At 74.0% G+C, this 16134-nt stretch carries 13 protein-coding genes and 1 pseudogene; 9 read left to right on the forward strand and 5 right to left on the reverse strand.

Translation table 11 applies throughout. The annotated features are described in order from the left end of the window. Nucleotide 1: 1 nt before the first annotated feature. From ACFXPX_RS05640 to ACFXPX_RS05650, 3 genes are all read right to left on the reverse strand, one after another. On the reverse strand, nucleotides 2–1081 hold the full coding sequence (locus tag ACFXPX_RS05640) for a hypothetical protein (protein WP_380639664.1): 1080 nt from the start codon (nucleotides 1079–1081) through the stop codon (nucleotides 2–4). Nucleotides 1082–1094: 13 nt separating this feature from the next. Beyond that, nucleotides 1095–2039 carry an NAD-dependent epimerase/dehydratase family protein gene (locus ACFXPX_RS05645; RefSeq protein WP_380528584.1) on the reverse strand — a complete coding sequence of 315 codons (945 nt, stop codon included), beginning with the start codon at nucleotides 2037–2039 and terminating at the stop codon, nucleotides 1095–1097. Nucleotides 2040–2101: 62 nt separating this feature from the next. Beyond that, nucleotides 2102–3226 carry a DegT/DnrJ/EryC1/StrS family aminotransferase gene (locus ACFXPX_RS05650; RefSeq protein WP_375886979.1) on the reverse strand — a complete coding sequence of 375 codons (1125 nt, stop codon included), beginning with the start codon at nucleotides 3224–3226 and terminating at the stop codon, nucleotides 2102–2104. A 390-nt stretch (nucleotides 3227–3616) separates the two neighbouring features. Between ACFXPX_RS05650 and ACFXPX_RS05655 the strand changes: the two genes are divergently transcribed. From ACFXPX_RS05655 to ACFXPX_RS05670, 4 genes are all read left to right on the forward strand, one after another. Further along, a complete protein-coding gene (locus ACFXPX_RS05655) occupies nucleotides 3617–5833 on the forward strand; it encodes an MMPL family transporter (protein WP_375886981.1) in 2217 nt (738 codons plus the stop codon). 251 nt (nucleotides 5834–6084) lie between these two features. Further along, nucleotides 6085–7548, forward strand: a complete 1464-nt coding sequence (locus ACFXPX_RS05660; RefSeq protein ID WP_380639666.1) for a sensor histidine kinase — start codon at nucleotides 6085–6087, stop codon at nucleotides 7546–7548. After that, nucleotides 7545–8219 carry a response regulator gene (locus ACFXPX_RS05665; RefSeq protein ID WP_380592073.1) on the forward strand — a complete coding sequence of 225 codons (675 nt, stop codon included), beginning with the start codon at nucleotides 7545–7547 and terminating at the stop codon, nucleotides 8217–8219. Before ACFXPX_RS05660 ends, ACFXPX_RS05665 begins: the two co-directional genes overlap by 4 nt. A 111-nt stretch (nucleotides 8220–8330) precedes the next feature. Beyond that, on the forward strand, nucleotides 8331–8984 hold the full coding sequence (locus ACFXPX_RS05670; protein WP_380639668.1) for a hypothetical protein: 654 nt from the start codon (nucleotides 8331–8333) through the stop codon (nucleotides 8982–8984). An 86-nt stretch (nucleotides 8985–9070) separates the two neighbouring features. Here the strand turns inward: ACFXPX_RS05670 and ACFXPX_RS05675 are convergent, their stop codons facing one another. Together ACFXPX_RS05675 and ACFXPX_RS05680 are read right to left on the reverse strand one after the other, a co-directional pair. Beyond that, nucleotides 9071–9820 (reverse strand): DUF4097 family beta strand repeat-containing protein, encoded by a 750-nt coding sequence (locus ACFXPX_RS05675; RefSeq protein WP_380639670.1) that lies wholly within the window; start codon nucleotides 9818–9820, stop codon nucleotides 9071–9073. Between the two features lie 177 nt (nucleotides 9821–9997). Next, the gene (locus ACFXPX_RS05680; protein ID WP_380528576.1) at nucleotides 9998–10828 is read right to left on the reverse strand and encodes an SAM-dependent methyltransferase; all 831 of its coding nucleotides are present in this window, start codon (nucleotides 10826–10828) and stop codon (nucleotides 9998–10000) included. A 244-nt stretch (nucleotides 10829–11072) separates the two neighbouring features. On the opposite strand from ACFXPX_RS05680, the gene ACFXPX_RS05685 reads away from it, so the two are divergent. The 5 genes and pseudogenes from ACFXPX_RS05685 to ACFXPX_RS05705 all read left to right on the forward strand — a co-directional run bounded on the left by ACFXPX_RS05685 (nucleotide 11073) and on the right by ACFXPX_RS05705 (nucleotide 16133). Beyond that, nucleotides 11073–11420 (forward strand): PRC-barrel domain-containing protein, encoded by a 348-nt coding sequence (locus ACFXPX_RS05685; protein WP_375886992.1) that lies wholly within the window; start codon nucleotides 11073–11075, stop codon nucleotides 11418–11420. Between the two features lie 99 nt (nucleotides 11421–11519). Next, nucleotides 11520–11786, forward strand: a complete 267-nt coding sequence (locus tag ACFXPX_RS05690; RefSeq protein ID WP_030553044.1) for a metal-sensitive transcriptional regulator — start codon at nucleotides 11520–11522, stop codon at nucleotides 11784–11786. Between the two features lie 329 nt (nucleotides 11787–12115). Next, nucleotides 12116–13549, forward strand: coding sequence for an endonuclease/exonuclease/phosphatase family protein (locus ACFXPX_RS05695; protein WP_380639672.1), 1434 nt, complete (start codon nucleotides 12116–12118; stop codon nucleotides 13547–13549). Nucleotides 13550–13563: 14 nt separating this feature from the next. After that, on the forward strand, nucleotides 13564–15564 hold the full coding sequence (locus tag ACFXPX_RS05700) for a phosphocholine-specific phospholipase C (protein WP_380528571.1): 2001 nt from the start codon (nucleotides 13564–13566) through the stop codon (nucleotides 15562–15564). Between the two features lie 96 nt (nucleotides 15565–15660). Next, nucleotides 15661–16133: pseudogene (locus ACFXPX_RS05705) on the forward strand (VOC family protein). The last annotated feature ends 1 nt before the right edge of the window (nucleotide 16134 follow it).

Genomic DNA, 16134 nt, shown 5'->3' on the forward strand with positions numbered 1-16134 from the left:
CTCACCCCAGCCCCACCCGTTCCAGGGCCGCGCCGAAGCCCTTGCTCCAGGCGTCCGGGGTGGCGCCGGGCGAGGGGTCGGGCTCGGGCCGGCCCAGCGCGGCCAGCGCGTTGCGGACCACCTCGGCCGGGCGCGCGGTGGCCACGTCGGCGTGGCCGAGCTCCAGTTCGTGCTGGAGGTTGTCCCGCCCGTGGCCCTGGACGACGTCGAGCAGCAGCAGCCGGCGCCCGAGGGCCCTGGCCTCGCTGCAGGTGTCGCCGGAGCTGGTGACGACCAGGTCGGCGGCGGCCATCAGGGCCGGGATCCGGTCGGTGTAGCCGAAGGCGTGCAGCCGCGGCTCCCGGCGGGCGGCCGCCCGCAGCCGCAGTTCGAGCTCCCGGTTGCGCCCGGCCACGGCGAGCACGTGCGGCCCGGCGGCGGCCAGCGAGGCGGCGGTGCGGGCGATCGGCCCGAGCCCCCAGGAGCCGGACATCAGCAGCACGCACCCGGCGTCCGCCGGCACACCCAGGTCGGCCCGGGCCTCGGCCCGGCCGGGCGGCCGGTAGAACGGCTGCCGCAGCGGTGCGGGCAGCACGGCGACGTCGGCGTCGGGCCGGTAGCGGCGCACGGCGCAGGCGGCGACCTCGGAGGTGACCAGGAACAGGTCGGTGCCCTCCTGCACCCAGAGCCGGTGCGGGGTGACGTCGGTGCAGAACACGAAGTGCCGGAACTCCCGCCCCGCCAGCCGGTTGACCGCCGAGCTGGCGGTGGCGAACACCGAGACCACCAGCTGCGGCCGCTGCGCCTCGACGAGCGCGCCGAGCGCCGGGACGAGTCGGCTGCGCGCGGCCGCGTCGGCGAGCAGGGCGAGCCGGGCGCCCGGGCGCAGCGCCGAGAAGTGGAACGCGTCGTAGACCCCGGGCAGGTCGAGCAGCCGCCGGAAGACGGCTTCCCCGGCGGCGCCCGACCGCTGCCCGAGCAGCGCCATCGCGTCCACGGTGGCGGTGCTCCAGCCGCGCTCGCGCAGGGTGTCGGCGCAGGCCTGGGCCATCACGTCGTGGCCCTGGCCGAGCGAGCCGGAGACCAGCAGGGCGTGCGGCATCGGGCGTTCCGGGTCAGCCGGCGGCGGGGGCGGCGGCGCCGGCCCGGTACCAGTCGGCGTAGCGGTGCACGCCGTCGGCGAACTGGGTCCTCGGCGACCAGCCGAGCAGCCGTTTCGCCTGGGCGGAGGAGATCCGCCGCCCGGTGTAGTCGGCCTTGCGCCCGTCGATGTGCTCGATGGTGACCGGCCCGAGCAGCCGGTCGACGGTGTCGGCGATGTCGCGCACCGAGACGGCCGTGGAGCCCTCCAGGGCGAAGGTCTGGTCCTCGGCGGCGGGGGAGAGGGCGCGGACGTGGGCGTCGGCGAGGTCCTCGACGTAGACGAAGTTGCGGCTCTGCCGGCCGTCCCCGGCGATGGTGATCGGCCGTCCCTCCAGCGCGGCCTGGACGAACCGGGCGACGACCAGTTCGTCGCGCATCCGCGGACCGTACGGGATGCCGTAGCGCAGGATGGTGAAGTGCTGCCCGTAGAGCTCGCGGTAGCTGTGCACCAGCATCTCGGCGGCGAGTTTGGTGGCCACGTACAGGTGCCCGCTGTGTTCCAGCTCGATCGGTACGTGCTCGTCCAACTCCTGTTCCCCGCCGTCGAGTTGGTCGTCGGTGAGGGCTGCTCCGTAGACCCAGACGGTGCTCGCCAGGACGGTGCGGCTCAGTCCGCTGCGCCGGGCGGCCTCCAGGACGGCCTCGGTGCCGTCGATGTTGGTCCGCACCGCCCGGACGGGGTCGGCGGACACCTGCTCGACGTCGGCCATCGCGGCCAGGTGGTAGACCACCTCGCTGCCGGCCAGCGCCGAGGTCAGCGCGGGCAGGTCGAGGATGTCGAGGCGGGCGTGTTCGGCGTCGGGGTTGAGGTACTGGTCGGTGGTGTCCACGGCGAGCACCTCGTGGCCGGCCGCGATCAGGTGGTCCACGACGTGTGAGCCGATGAACCCGCAGCCCCCGGTGACGGCTATCCGCACGGTCTTGCTCCTTTCGGTCCGGCTGTCCGGCTGTCCGGCTGTCCGGCTACGCGGCAGGCCGGCTAGCCGGCCATCCGCCGGTGCACGGTGGAGACGGCCTCGACGACCAGCTCCGTCTCGTCCTCGGTCATGTCGGAGTGCACCGGCAGGCAGACCTGCCGGGCGCAGACGTCCTCGGCCACCGGCAGCGGACCGCCCCGGTAGGGGGCGAGGACGGGCTGGAGGTGCAGCGGCAGGTCGTAGACCTCGCCGGACATCCGCACCCCGTACTCCTCGGCCACCGCCTTCTTGAAGGCGGCGCGGTCGACGCCGGGCGCCAGCAGCGCCACGTACTTGTAGTAGTTGCCGCGGCTGCCGGGCGGTTCGAGCACCGGCCGCAGGCCGTCGACGCCGGCCAGTGCCGAGTCGTAGCGGCGGGCGACGGCCCGGCGGGTCTCGATGAACTCCTTGAGCCGGCGCAGGTGCACGGCGCCGACGGCGGCGTGCAGCTCGCTCATCCGCCAGGAGTACCCGAGCCGGACGTGGTGGTTGGTGCCGAAGGAGCCCTTGCCCTGGTCGCGGTGGATCCGGGCCTCGTCGCGCAGCTCGGGCGACTCGGTGAGGATCATGCCGCCCTCGCCGCTGGTGGTGACCTTGGTCGGGTAGAAGGAGAAGGCCCCGGCCAGGCCGAAGGTCCCGGCGGCCCGGCCGCCCAGGCTGCTGCCGTGGGCGTGCGCGGCGTCCTCGACCAGCGGGATGCCGCGCTGGTCGCAGAGCTCGCGCAGGGCGTCCACGTCCGGCGTGACGAGCCCGCCGATGTGGACGAGTACGACGGCTGCGGTATCCGGGGTGAGGGCGGCGGCCAGGGTCTCCGGGGAGAGCGCCAGGGTGGCCGGGTCGACGTCCGCGAACACCGGGCGGCCGCCCGCGTGCACCACGGCGCCGGCCGTGGCGTAGAAGGTGACGGCGGGGACGACCACGTCGCGGCCGCGCACGTCGACACCGCGCAGGACGATCTCCAGGGCCGCCGTGCCGCTGCTCACCGCGACGGCGTGCGAGGCGCCGTGCTCGGCGGCGAAGGCCTGCTCGAACCGCTCGGTCCACGGGCCGAGGGTGAGGGCACCGGTGGTGAGCATCTCGGTCACGGCGTCGGCGACGGCAGCGCGGTCGTTCTCGTCGAACACGATGCGGGCGGCTGGCACGCCCATGGGGCACCTCCGGCGGCGGGCTGGGGTCAGCACCGATCGGGACGGGTCGGCCCGGACCGGGGCAAAACGGTCGGGCCAGTGGCCCATCACGCTACTGGGCCGGGGCGGTCGCGGCCCGTCGTCACCCGCCGGCCGGGTGACCCGGGACTGCTCCCGCCGCAGGCCAACGGGCTGCTCCCGGCTGCTCCCGGTGCGGGGCGTGCGCTCCTCCGTACGGGGGAGGGCCCTACTGCGTCCGCAGTACGCAAACGGCCTGCGCAGGGACGACGACGGAGCAGGGGTCGGCGATCAAGGATTGGTCATGCTGCGAGCGGACCGCCTCCGGGGGCCCGTTCCCGCACCCGTCCCCTCCGCGCACCTGCTTCCGAATCCGAAGGAGCCCGTTCCCCCGTGGCAACGATCCTGTACCGCCTTGGCCGATGGGCCTTCGCCCGGCGCCGGCTGGTGACCCTGCTCTGGGTCGCCGTGCTGGCGCTCGCCGGAGTCCTGGCGGCGAAGGCGCCCGCCGCACCCGACGACGGATTCTCGATGCCCGGCACGGAGGCGCAGAAGGCCTTCGACCTGATGAACGAGCGCTTCCCCGGCGGCCACGCCGACGGCGCCTCGGCCCGCCTGGTGTTCGTCGCGCCCTCCGGGCAGAAGATCACCGCCGGGCCGAACCAGCAGGCCGTCGAGAAGACGGTCGCCGAGCTCGCCCACGGCGAGCAGGTCACGGCCGCGGTGGACCCGTTCAAGATGCCGGGCGCGGTCTCCAAGGACGGCTCGACGGCCTACGCGACGGTCAGCTACTCCGCCAAGGCGGGCGAGGTGTCCAAGGGCGCCACCGACGCCCTCCAGCAGGCCGCCCAGCACGGCCGGGACGCCGGGCTCAAGGTCGAGATCGGCGGCAACGCGCTGATGGCCAAGCCCGACGCGGGCGGCAGCAGCGAGGCGATCGGCATGGCGCTGTCCGCCGTCGTCCTGGTGATCACCTTCGGTTCGCTGGTCGCCGCCGGCCTGCCGCTGCTCACCGCCGTGATCGGCGTCGGCCTCGGCATGTCGCTGATCACCGCGTTCGGCAGCGTGCTCGGCCTCTCCTCGACCACCGGCACGCTCGCCATGATGCTCGGCCTCGCGGTCGGCATCGACTACGCCCTGTTCATCGTGTCCCGCTACCGGGCCGAGCTCGCCGAGGGCCGCACCCAGCAGGAGGCGGCCGGCCGGGCCATCGGCACCGCCGGCTCCGCGGTGGTCTTCGCCGGCCTGACCGTGGTGATCGCCCTCGCCGGGCTCTCCGTGGTCGGCATCCCGATGCTCGCCAAGATGGGCATGGCCGCCGCCGGGACGGTCGTCATCGCCGTGCTGGTCGCGCTCACCCTGGTGCCCGCGCTGCTGGGCTTCATCGGCCGCCGGGCGCTTCCCCGCAAGACCCGCAAGGCCCAGGCCGACGGCGACGGCGCGGCGCGGCCGGTCGGCGCCAAGGAGAACGGCGGCTCCCGCTGGGCCCGGTTCATCGTGCGCCGCCCGCTCGCGGTGCTGCTGCTCGGCGTGGTCGGCCTCGGCGTGCTCGCCGCTCCCGCGCTCGACCTGCGCCTCGGCCTGCCCGGGGACGAGGCCAAGCCCACCTCCACCACCCAGCGCCGTGCCTACGACCTGCTGTCCGAGGGCTTCGGCCCCGGCTTCAACGGGCCGCTGACCGTCCTGGTGGACGTCAAGGGCACCGCGGACCCGAAGGCCGCCGCCGGCGAGGTCGCCAAGAGCGTCTCGGCCGTGCCGGGCGTGGTCACGGTCACGCCGCCGATGTTCAACAAGGCGGGGGACACCGCCCTGCTCAACGCCATTCCGGCCACCGGCCCGGCCGAGAGCGCGACCAAGGACCTGGTCCACACCATCCGCGGCCAGGCGGCCGGCCTCAAGGCCTCCACCGGGGCGACGGTGCTGGTCAGCGGTACGACGGCGATGAACATCGACGTCTCGCAGAAGCTCAGCGACGCGATGCTGCCCTACCTCGCCGTGGTCGTCGGCCTGGCCGTCCTGCTGCTGCTGGTGGTCTTCCGCTCCGTCCTCGTCCCGCTCAAGGCGGCGCTCGGCTTCCTGCTCTCGGTGGCCGCCGCGCTCGGCGCGGTCGTCGCGGTCTTCCAGTGGGGCTGGCTGGCCGACCTGATCGGCGTGGAGCAGACCGGTCCGGTGATGAGCATGATGCCGATCTTCATGATCGGCGTGGTCTTCGGCCTCGCCATGGACTACGAGGTGTTCCTGGTCACCCGGATCCGTGAGGCCTTCGTCCACGGCGAGGAGCCGGGCGAGGCCATCGTCACCGGATTCCGGCACAACGCCCGGGTGGTCACCGCGGCCGCCTTCATCATGATCGCCGTCTTCGCGGGCTTCATCGGGATGAGCGAACCGATGATCAAGATGATGGGCCTGGGCCTCGCCGCGGCCGTCGCCTTCGACGCCTTCGTGGTCCGGATGACGATCGTCCCGGCCGTCCTCGCCCTGCTCGGCCGCCGCGCCTGGTGGCTGCCGAGCTGGCTCGACCGCCTGATACCCGACGTCGACGTCGAGGGCAGCAAGCTGCACACCGCCGCCCCCGAACCGGCACCGGCCAAGGAGCCGGTCACCGTCTAGGTCCTGTCCGGGCCTGGGCCCGGCGCACCCGGTGACACCGGGCCCGGCCCGAGCACCCCTCGGGCCGGGCCCGGCGCCACCCGGCTCGGACAACGGTTCGAGCCCCACCCGTTACCGTTGCTGTCGGGGCCGCCGTCCGCGCGCAGGCCCCGGCTCGGCGTTCCGCACCCCGCACCGGGGCGCGGCGCGACACCGACTGGCAGAACCCGGCGAGGGTGCCGCCAGGGCACCCCGACCCGGAGAACAGGACGATGAGCGACACCTGGCAGCGCCTGCGCCGTGAGCACCCCCGGGCGTTCGACATCGCCGGCGGCACGGCCCTGATCGGGATCACCGCCCTCGGCGCCACGATCGACCAGAACAGCGGGCGCTTCGCCCCGGTCGACCTGCCCACCGGCCTGCTCGCCCTGATCGCCGCGGTGGTCGTGTTCTTCCACCGCCGCCACCCGCGCGCCGTGGTCGCCGTCACGCTGCTCTGCACGATGCTGCTCGCCGTGGTCAGCCCCCGGCTCACCCCGACGCTGGCGACCCCGCTGCTGCTCGCGCTCTACTCCCTCGCCACCCGCACCGACCGCGCCACCGCGCTGCGCGCCTCCATCGTCACCGCCGTCCTGCTCAGCGGGATATCGCTGTTCCTCGGCCCCGGCGGCCCGCTCGGCGAGCGGCTCGGCGTCCTCGCCTGGGCCCTGCTGCCCGGCGCCCTCGGCGATTCCATCCGCAACCGCCGCGCCCACCTCGCCGCCATCGAGGAACGCGCCGAGCGCGCCGAACGCACCCGCGAGGAGGAGGCCCGCCGCCGGGTCGCCGACGAGCGGATCCGGATCGCCCGCGACCTCCACGACGTCGTCGCCCACCACATCGCCCTCGCCAACGCCCAGGCCGGCATCGCCGTCCACCTCATGGACAGCCACCCGGTGCAGGCCCGCGAGGTGCTCAGCCACATCACCGACGCCACCGGCTCCGCCCTCCAGGAGCTGCGCGCCACCGTCGGCCTGCTGCGCCGCGCGGAGGAACCCGCCCCGCTCGAACCCGCCCCCGGCCTCGACCGGCTGCCCGAGCTGATCAACGCCTTCGAACGGGCCGGCCTGCCGGTGCGGCTCGCCGTCGAGGGGGAGGCCCGGCCGCTGTCGCCCGGCGTCGACCTCACCGCCTTCCGGATCGTCCAGGAGTCGCTGACCAACGTCGCCAAGCACGCCCACGGCGCCGACGCCGAGGTCACCCTCTCCTACAGCGGCAGCCGGGTCGCCGTCAGCGTCGCCAACAGCCGCCCGACCAGACCCGGGCGCCCCCGCACCGCCCTGCTGCCGCCGCCCGCCCCGGGCGAGAGCGGCTTCGGCCTGATCGGCATGCGCGAACGGGCCGGTGCCGTGGGCGGCCGCCTCACCGCCGACCGGCAGTCGGACGGCGGCTACCTGGTCACCGCCGAACTCCCGCTGCGCACCGGTGCCCGGGAGGACGTCGCGCCCCCGGCGGTGGACACCGCCCGGGCCGTGAGCACGCCCGGACCGGGCCACCCGGCCGGGCCCGCCGCCAGGGACCGGCCCGCCCACGCCTTCTGGCGCGACTGCACCGTCCGGCCCGTCCGCCCCACCGGCTCCGGCCACCCCACGGACTCCGACCGCCCCACCGGCCCCGTCGGCTCCCCCGACCGGGCCGCCCCCGCCGACCCGACCCGACCCGATCACGCCATCCGGAAGGACAAGGACCGCGCATGACCATCCGCGTGCTGCTCGCCGACGACCAGGCCCTGCTGCGTGGCGCCTTCCGGATGCTGATCGACGCCGAGGAGGACATGGAGGTGGTCGGCGAGGCCGCCGACGGTCGGGAGGCGGTGGAACTCGCCCGGGCCACCAAGCCCGACCTCGTGCTGATGGACATCCGGATGCCCGGCGCCGACGGCCTCGGCGCCACCGCCGAGATCTGCGCCGACGAGGAGCTCTCCGGCACCCGGGTGCTCATCCTCACCACCTTCGAGATAGACGAGTACGTGGCCCAGGCGCTGCGCGCGGGCGCCGGGGGCTTCCTCGGCAAGGGCGCCGACCCGAAGGAACTGCTCGCCGCCGTGCGCACCGTCGCGGCCGGCGAGGCCCTGCTCTCGCCCGCCGCCACCCGCGCCGTGATCGAGCAGTTCCTCGCCCAGCCCGACCCGGCCGCCGCCGCGTCCGCCGAGCGGCTGGCCGTGCTCACCGCCCGTGAGCGCGAGGTGATGTCGATGGCCGCCACCGGGCTCACCAACGAGGAGATCGCCGAGCGGATGTTCGTCAGCCCGTTCACCGTCCGGACCCATGTGCACCGGGCGATGTCCAAGCTGGACGCCCGGGACCGCGCCCAGCTCGTCGCGATCGCCTACCAGTCCGGGCTGGTCCCGCCCGGCCGCCCGGTCTGACGCGACGTCAATCCTCCGTCGCGGAAGCCGTTCAAGATCCGGTCCTGGCCGAAAACCGACTCCGAACTGGTGTATCAGCGAGTAGTCTTCCGATGACTCAGAATGAGGAGGATGTTCGTGGAAACCAAGGACACGGCCGGCGAGGTGCGGATTCTCCAGCCGTTGCCCGAGCGCACGGGGGGCGGGTCGCAGGCGTTCGAGCTGCGGCTCGCACGTCTGCTCCGCGTGCTCGGGGCCGAGGTCGCGACGGGGGCGGACTACGCCGGTGCGGCCCGATGGGAGGTCCACAAGGCGCTCACCGGCCGGTCCGAGCTGCCCGAGGAGTACTTCGAGCCGCTGTTGGAGGCGGCGGTCCACGACCCCAACCCGAGCTTCAACCGCCGCTTCGTCGAGCCCGCCCTGATCGCCTTCGGCCAGCGCCGGGTCCGGCTGGCCCTGCTCGACTACCTGCGGACCGGCACCAACCCGGAGCGGGCGGGCGCCGCCCGGGCCTGGTACTGGACGGCGCTGACGGTCCGCGGTGGCCGGCACGCGACCGCCGACGAGGGCGCCACGGTCCGCGACAGCTGGAACCGGGCCGCACTGCGGGAGTTCGTCGGCAACGAGGACCTGGACGTCCGCCGCTGCATCCTGCCCGGCCTGCCCCTGGTGCCGCGCGCCTACCCGGCCGACCTGCACACCCTGGTGGAGGCGGCGGTCACCATCGCCCGCTCCCACCCCGACGAGTACATCCGCCACCGCGCCGAGGTCCAGACCGCCCTCTGACCCTCCGGCCCTCTGCCCCGCCCGCTCCGGGTGCGCGCGGACCGACACGCGCCCCCGGAGCGCCGGCGCCCCCGGCCCGGGGCCGGTCAGCCGGTCTTGACGGTGATGTCGCCGATGTCCGTGCCCAGGTCCAGCTTGTACTTGCCGTTGGGGTCGTTCTGGACGCCGATGTGCTTCTCGCCGATGTCCGTCCCGGCGCTCACGTGGTAGGAGCCGGCGGGGACGGTGACGTGGATCTCGCCGTTGGAGGTGCTGGCCTTGATGTCCTGGGCCTTGCCGGGGGTGAGGTTGATCCCGCCGTTGTCGGTCTTGGCCTGGATCCGGTCGCCCTTGAGCGAAGTTCCCTTGATCTCACCGTTGTTGGTGCGCACGTCGACCGAGCCGGCGGCCTGGTCGACGGAGATGTCCCCGGCGTCGGTGTGGACGGAGACCTCGCCGATCTGGGAGAGGTGGATCCCGCCGGCGGAGGTGCCGCCGCTGACCGGCAGTCCGGCGGGCAGCTCGACGGTGTAGTCCACCGAGCAGTTGTGCCCGCAGCCGCCGAGGACCAGCACCCCGCCGTCGACCCGGGTGCTCGTGCCGGGCTTGCCGCTGTGGTACGTGATCTTCCGGTGGACGGAGACGCCCCCGGTGCCGGTCCTGCCGTGGACGGTGACGTCCCCGGAGGAGTTGTCGAGCTTGACCGCGGTGACCTTGTCGGACACGGTCGCGTCGTCGCTGAACGAGGTGCCGACCGGATCGCAGGCGGTGAGCACCGCGGTGGCGAGCCCGGCGGCCAGGGCGACCCCGGCGTAGCGGTAGGTGAGTCGGTGGACGTGGCGGCGGTCGTGGACCATGGTGGTTCCCCCCAAGTCATGCGCGTGCGTGGCGTGCTGACCCCGTGCGACCGCCCCGCTCCGGAGCCGTCCCGACGACAGTAGCCGGGGCCCCGGGGCCGGGGCGGTGGCAAAAACCCCCCAATCGGCACTCCGGCCAGCACCACCCCGTTCCACCGCACCGCATGTGACGTCGGGTCAGGTCTTGCGCGCCACCGCGCCGTACATGCCCACCCGCTCCGCGCCCGGGGCCGGTTCCCCCTCCGGCCGCCAGAGCGGAACGGTGACCACCCCGGGCTCCAGCAGCTCCAGCCCGTCGAAGAACTCCCGCACCTGCTCCCGGCTCCGCCCGACCAGCGGCGCGGTCGCCTTGTCGTACACGCCGGTGACCCGGTCCCGCACGGCGGCGGGGATGAAGTCGGCCGTGCCGTGCGAGAGCACCAGGTGGCTGCCGGACGGCAGGGCGGCGAGCAGCGTGGCCACCGCCCGGTACGGCTCGTCCTCGTCGCGCAGGAAGTGCAGCACGGCGGCGAGCACCAGCCCGACCGGCCGGGAGAAGTCGAGCAGCCCCTCGGCCCGGACGGCCTCCAGCACCGCCGCCGGCTCCCGCAGGTCGGCCCGCAGCACGGTGGTGCGTCCGGGCCCGGAGCCCGCCATCAGCGCGCGGGCGTGGCTGAGCACGATCGGGTCGTTGTCGACGTAGACGACCCGGGCGGCCGGGTCCACGGCCCGGGCGATCTCGTGGGTGTTGCCGGCGGTGGGGATGCCGGTGCCGACGTCGAGGAACTGGTCGACGCCCAGCCCGGCGACGCAGCGCACCGCGCGGGTCAGGAAGCCCCGGTTGGCCCGGGCGGTGGAGCGGAACTCCGGGTTGGCGGCGAGCGCCTTCTCGGCGGCGGCGCGGTCGGCGGGGAAGTTGTCCTTGCCGCCCAGGTAGTAGTCGTACATCCGGGCCGGGTGGGGCGTGTCGGGCCGCAGGTCGGCCGGTATCCGGGGGTCGCCGGACTCCCACATGCTCGTGTACCCCATGCCTGCCGCCCCTCTGGCCGTCCCGGCCGGGGCGCTCCCCGGGCGGGCTGTTCCCGAACGTCGGCGGACAGCCTAAAGCCCAGGTCAGTGCCCTGGTGGCGGTTGGCCGGCTCGCCCCCGTATGTCCCTTTCGTGGTGCCCCGGCGGCGGTCCCGGCGGAGGATGGGAACTCCGGGGGCCGGCGGCAGGGGCCGACGGCAGTGGCAGCGCGTGACACGGGAGGTCCGGGTCCATGGGAATCGCTATGGCAGACATCCGCGAGTGGCGGGGCCAGGACGTGGTCGACGAGAACGGCAAGCGGATCGGCACGCTGGAGTCGGTCTACGTCGAGACGTCCACCGACGAGCCGTTCTTCGCCACCGTCACGATCGGCGTGATGGCCAAGCGCCGCCTGGCCTTCGTCCCGCTGGAGGGGGCGGTGGCCGGTCCGGCCTACCTGCGGGTGGCGCACCCGCGGAGCAAGGTCAAGGACGCCCCGGCGATCGGCACCGACGACATCCTGCCCGCCACCGACGAGCCCGAGGTGTTCGCCTACTACGAGCTGCCGTACGCGACGGGCGCCGCGGGCGAGCGGCGGCTGGCCCGGCGCTGATCCCGCCGCCCGCTGCGGGACGATCTTCGTCCGGTCGGGAATGAATACCCCACCGGGTACACTTGTCCATCGACAGTCGAGGTGAAAGGCGGCCCGGACATGCAGGTGGACGAGGAGGCGGTCGGCGCGGTCCTGAACCGACTGCGTCGGGCCCAGGGCCAGTTGGCCGGGGTGATCGCGATGATCGAGGCGGGGCGGGACTGCAAGGACGTGGTCACCCAGCTCGCCGCCGTCTCGCGCGCCCTGGACCGGGCCGGGTTCAAGATCGTGGCGAGCGGGATGCGCCAGTGCATGGCCGCCGCCGACGAGGACGGCGCGCCGATGAGCGAGGCCGAACTGGAGAAGCTCTTCCTCGCCCTGGCCTGATCGCCCGAGCCCGAGCCCGAGCCCCGGCCCTGGCCCGCGGCCCCGCCCACGAGGCCGCACCGCGAGCCCGCCCCCGAGGGCCGCGACGGATCGCCCGTCGTGGCCCTCCGCGCATGTCCGGAGCCGGTCGCGCCACGGAGTTCCCGAACCGCCCGATGCCCCGTCACGCGCCGTTCACGTCCCGGTCGCTGACCTTCGGATGAATGAGCCCGCCCCTAGTTGTACAGCCAACTGCGGGCATCCTCCCTCCCAGCCTCCGTGACCAGCCGCGTGCGGCCCCGGCGCCGTCCCCCGGCGGACCGGGCCCGTCGGCGGCGGACAGGACAACCGTGGCCGCAGGCAGCGCCCTGACCCCGACCTCATCCGGCAGCCCCGCCGAAGGCGACCGGCTCACCTTCCACTGGACCACCGATGCCCCCGACGCCAAGAACTGGGTCGGCATCTACGACGGCAGCCGCCAGCCCGGCACCGGCTCCTCGCTGCTCTGGAAGTACACCCCCGGCACCTCCGGCGACGTCCAGCTCGACACCTCCGCGCTGACCGGCGGCCCGTACACCGCCTACCTGCTGGCCAAGGACGGTTACGGCATCCTGGCCCGGACCGCCCCGTTCAGCTTCCGCCCCAAGCCCCCGGTGGTCCGCCCGCACGCCGTCGTCGACTCCTTCACCGCCACCCCGGTCGCCCCCGGCGCGGCCGTGCGGATCCGGCTCGGCGGCCTCTGGTCCCGCCCGGCGGGCAACGCCCCCGGCTCGGCCGCCTACCGCAAGCTCGGCGGCGCGGCCTGGGCCTCGGTCGCCGCCGACGGCACGATCACCGGCACGGCGCCCGCCGCCGCCCGCAACCCCGAGCTGGTCGTGGTCGGCGTCAAGGACAGCACCGGCGCCACCGACACCGTCACCGTGCTCGTCCCCGTCGTGGACCAGGCCGCCCCGCCGCGGCTCAAGGCCGCCAGCTGGAACCTGCACGACGCCGGCAACGGCTGCACCGACGCGCTGGAGAAGCAGCTGCGCGTCGTCCTCGCCCAGGGGCTGGACGTGCTCGCCCTCCAGGAGACGGCCGGCGAGCGGGCGAAGACCCTGGCCGACGCCCTCGGCTGGTACTCCCTCCAGAGCCCGGGCAGCGTCGGCATCCTCAGCCGCTACCCGCTCACCGAACCGACCGCGGCCACCGCCGAGTTGCCCGCCGTCGCGGCCACCGTCCAGCTGCCCGGCGGCCGCGCCGTCCGGTTCTGGGCCGCACACCTCGACGAGGCGGGCTACGGCCCGTACGCCGTGCAGGACGGTGCCACGGCCGCCCAGGTGCTGGCTGCCGAGAACGCCTCGCTGCGGCTCAAGCAGGCCAAGGCGCTGGCCGCCGCCGTGCGCGCGGACGCCGCCCGGCGCCTCCCGGTGGTGCTGGCCGGCGCGCTGTCCTCGCCCTCCCACCTGGACTGGACGGCCGCCACCGCCGCCGCCCACCAGGGCGTCGGCGCGCTCGCCTGGCCGGTCACCAAGGAACTCCAGGCCGCCGGGCTGACCGACACCTTCCGCGAGGAGAACCGCGACCCGGCCAAGGCCCCGGGCGCGACCTGGTCGCCCACCCGCAAGCGCCGCGGCGACCGCCCCGAGCCGCAGGACCGGATCGACGTCGTCCAGTACACCGGAGCGCTGAAACTGGTCGAGGCGCACACCCTGGTCGCCGACTGGCCCCAGCCGGAGCCGAACACCGCCGCCAACGAGTGGCCCTCCGACACCGCCGCCGCCGTCGCCACCTTCCAGCTCTGAGAGGCCAGTTCGTGATGTCCGAGCTCTCCCGCCGCACCTTCGTCGGCGCCTCCGCGGCCGTCGGCGCCACCGCCCTGACCGGCCTGGCCGCCACCCGGGCCGACGCCGCTCCGGCGGCCCCCGCCCCGGCCGCCGCGCCTGCCACCGCCCTGACCGGCACCGTGAAGGACGTCAAGCACGTCGTCGTCCTGATGCAGGAGAACCGCAGCTTCGACCACTACTTCGGCACCCTGAGCGGTGTCCGCGGCTTCGGCGACAAGCAGGCGCTCCAGTTCCCGGACGGCACCGACGTGTTCCGCCAGCCCGATGCCCGCCGCAGCGACGGCGGGGCGATGCTGCCGTACCGGATGGACACCTCGAAGTACAACGCGCAGAACGCCGGCGGCCTCGCCCACGACTGGGCGACCGGCCACCAGGCCATCAACAACGGCGCGATGAACAAGTGGATCGCCGCCAAGGGCGAGCGCACCATGGGCTACTTCACCCGGGAGGACATCCCCTTCCAGTACGCCCTGGCCGACGCTTTCACCCTCTGCGACGCCTACTTCACCTCGCTGGCCGGCCCCACCGACCCCAACCGGCTCTACCTGTGGACCGGCACCTCCGGCCCCGGCCGCGACGGCACCACCGGCCCCTGGATCGACAACACCCCGGTCACGGACAACCCCGTCGCCGACTGGACCACCTACGCGGAGCGCCTCCAGACGGCCGGCGTCAGCTGGCGGGTCTACCACAACCCCAGCAAGGACGACCGCACCGGCGACTACGACGACAACGCGCTCTCCTACTTCAAGCAGTTCCACAACTTCCCGCAGGACGACCCGCGTTACGTCAACGCGATGACCAAGTTCGACCCCACCGACTTCGACCGCCACTGCAAGGACGGCACCCTGCCGACCATCTCCTGGCTGGTCGCGCCGTACCTGTTCTCCGAGCACCCGGAGGCCGGCCCGGCCTACGGCGCGCACTGGGTCAACCAGGCGCTGCAGTCGCTGATGTCCAACCCCGAGGTCTGGCAGCACACCGTCTTCCTGGTCATGTACGACGAGAACGACGGCTACTTCGACCACGTCGTCCCACCCACCCCCGAGCCCGGCACCCCCGAGGAGTTCACCCAGGGCCGCGCCATCGGCCTCGGCAACCGCGTCCCGCTCTGGGTGGCGTCCCCCTGGTCGCGCGGCGGCTGGGTCAACTCCCAGGTGTTCGACCACACGTCGGTGCTGCGCTTCATGGAGGTGGTGACCGGCGTGGCCGAGCCCAACATCTCCGCCTGGCGCCGGGCCGTCTGCGGCGACCTCACCAGCTGCTTCGACTTCGCCGCCCCGGACACCTCGATCCCGAAGCTGCCGGACACCAACGCCCTGATGGCCAAGGCCGACGCGGGCACCAAGCTGCCCGGTGTCGCCCTCCCCGCCACCGGCGCCCAGGCGATGCCCGTCCAGGAGCGCGGCGAGCGCCCGCACCGCCCGCTGCCCTACCAGCCCTGGGCCGACGTCGCGGTGGACCGCAGGAGCGGCAAGGTCACCTGCACCATGAGCAACGACGGTTCGGTGGCCTTCCCGTACACCGTCTACCCGAACATCCTGCTCCCGTTCGCGGGCACCCCGTACACCGTCGCCCCCGGCGCCAACGCCACCTACGTCTGGGACGCGGCCGCCACCGACGGCCGTTACGACTTCACCGTGCACGGCCCGGACGGCTTCGTGCGCCGCTTCGCCGGGACGGTCGTCCGGGACGGGCAGGACGGCCAGAACGACATCGGCGTGCCGATCGTCACCGCCGACCTGCACGGCAGCCTCAGGCTCACCCTCCAGGTGGCCAACGACGGTCTGACGGACGTGGCGTTCACCGCCGCGCCCAACGACTTCGCGGGCAGCCCGCAGACCGTCTGGGTCAAGCCCGGCAAGCAGGTCGACCTGTCCTGGCCGCTGGACAAGCAGGGCCGTTACGACGTCGTGGTCACCGCCCACACCGGCCAGCGCTTCGTCCAGCGCTACGCGGGCTGGGTGCACTGACCCAGGGGCGTGCCGAGACCGGCCGGGGGCGCCGAACCGGTGACCCCCGGCCGTGGCTCGGCCGCGCTGTCGGAGCCCGCCGCTACCGTCGGGCCCATGCAGAAAATCACCACCTTCCTCTGGTTCGACGACCAGGCCGAAGCCGCCGCCGCCCTCTACACCTCGCTGTTCCCCGGCTCCGCGATCACCAAGGTCACCCGCTACGGCGAGGGCGCCCCCGTGCCGGCCGGCACGGTGATGACCGTCGAGTTCGAACTCGCCGGCCGGCCCTACACGGCGCTGAACGGCGGCCCGATGTTCCGTTTCACCGAGGCGATCTCGCTCCAGGTCGAGTGCGAGGACCAGCGGGAGGTCACGACCTCTGGACCAAGCTCACCGCCGACGGTGGCGAGCCGGGCCCGTGCGGCTGGCTCAAGGACCGCTACGGCCTCTCCTGGCAGATCACCCCGCGCATCCTGCTCGACCTGGTCGGCGGCGAGGACCGGGCCAAGGCCGACCGGGTGACGGCGGCCATGATGCGGATGGGGAAGATCGAGATCCAGCAGCTGCTCGACGCGGCCGGGGGCTGAG

Origin of the sequence: Kitasatospora sp. NPDC059146, from assembly GCF_042786665.1 — a bacterium.
GTDB lineage: Bacteria > Actinomycetota > Actinomycetes > Streptomycetales > Streptomycetaceae > Kitasatospora.

Excerpts from the sequence above, each read along its gene's own strand:
- ACFXPX_RS05640 (WP_380639664.1), bottom strand. The coding sequence starts at position 1,081 with ATGCCGCACGCCCTGCTGGTCTCCGGCTCGCTCGGCCAGGGCCACGAC.
- ACFXPX_RS05650 (WP_375886979.1), bottom strand. The coding sequence starts at position 3,226 with ATGGGCGTGCCAGCCGCCCGCATCGTGTTCGACGAGAACGACCGCGCT.
- ACFXPX_RS05660 (WP_380639666.1), top strand. The coding sequence starts at position 6,085 with ATGAGCGACACCTGGCAGCGCCTGCGCCGTGAGCACCCCCGGGCGTTC.
- ACFXPX_RS05665 (WP_380592073.1), top strand. The coding sequence starts at position 7,545 with ATGACCATCCGCGTGCTGCTCGCCGACGACCAGGCCCTGCTGCGTGGC.
- ACFXPX_RS05670 (WP_380639668.1), top strand. The coding sequence starts at position 8,331 with ATGTTCGTGGAAACCAAGGACACGGCCGGCGAGGTGCGGATTCTCCAG.
- ACFXPX_RS05675 (WP_380639670.1), bottom strand. The coding sequence starts at position 9,820 with ATGGTCCACGACCGCCGCCACGTCCACCGACTCACCTACCGCTACGCC.
- ACFXPX_RS05680 (WP_380528576.1), bottom strand. The coding sequence starts at position 10,828 with ATGGGGTACACGAGCATGTGGGAGTCCGGCGACCCCCGGATACCGGCC.
- ACFXPX_RS05685 (WP_375886992.1), top strand. The coding sequence starts at position 11,073 with ATGGCAGACATCCGCGAGTGGCGGGGCCAGGACGTGGTCGACGAGAAC.
- ACFXPX_RS05690 (WP_030553044.1), top strand. The coding sequence starts at position 11,520 with ATGCAGGTGGACGAGGAGGCGGTCGGCGCGGTCCTGAACCGACTGCGT.
- ACFXPX_RS05700 (WP_380528571.1), top strand. The coding sequence starts at position 13,564 with ATGTCCGAGCTCTCCCGCCGCACCTTCGTCGGCGCCTCCGCGGCCGTC.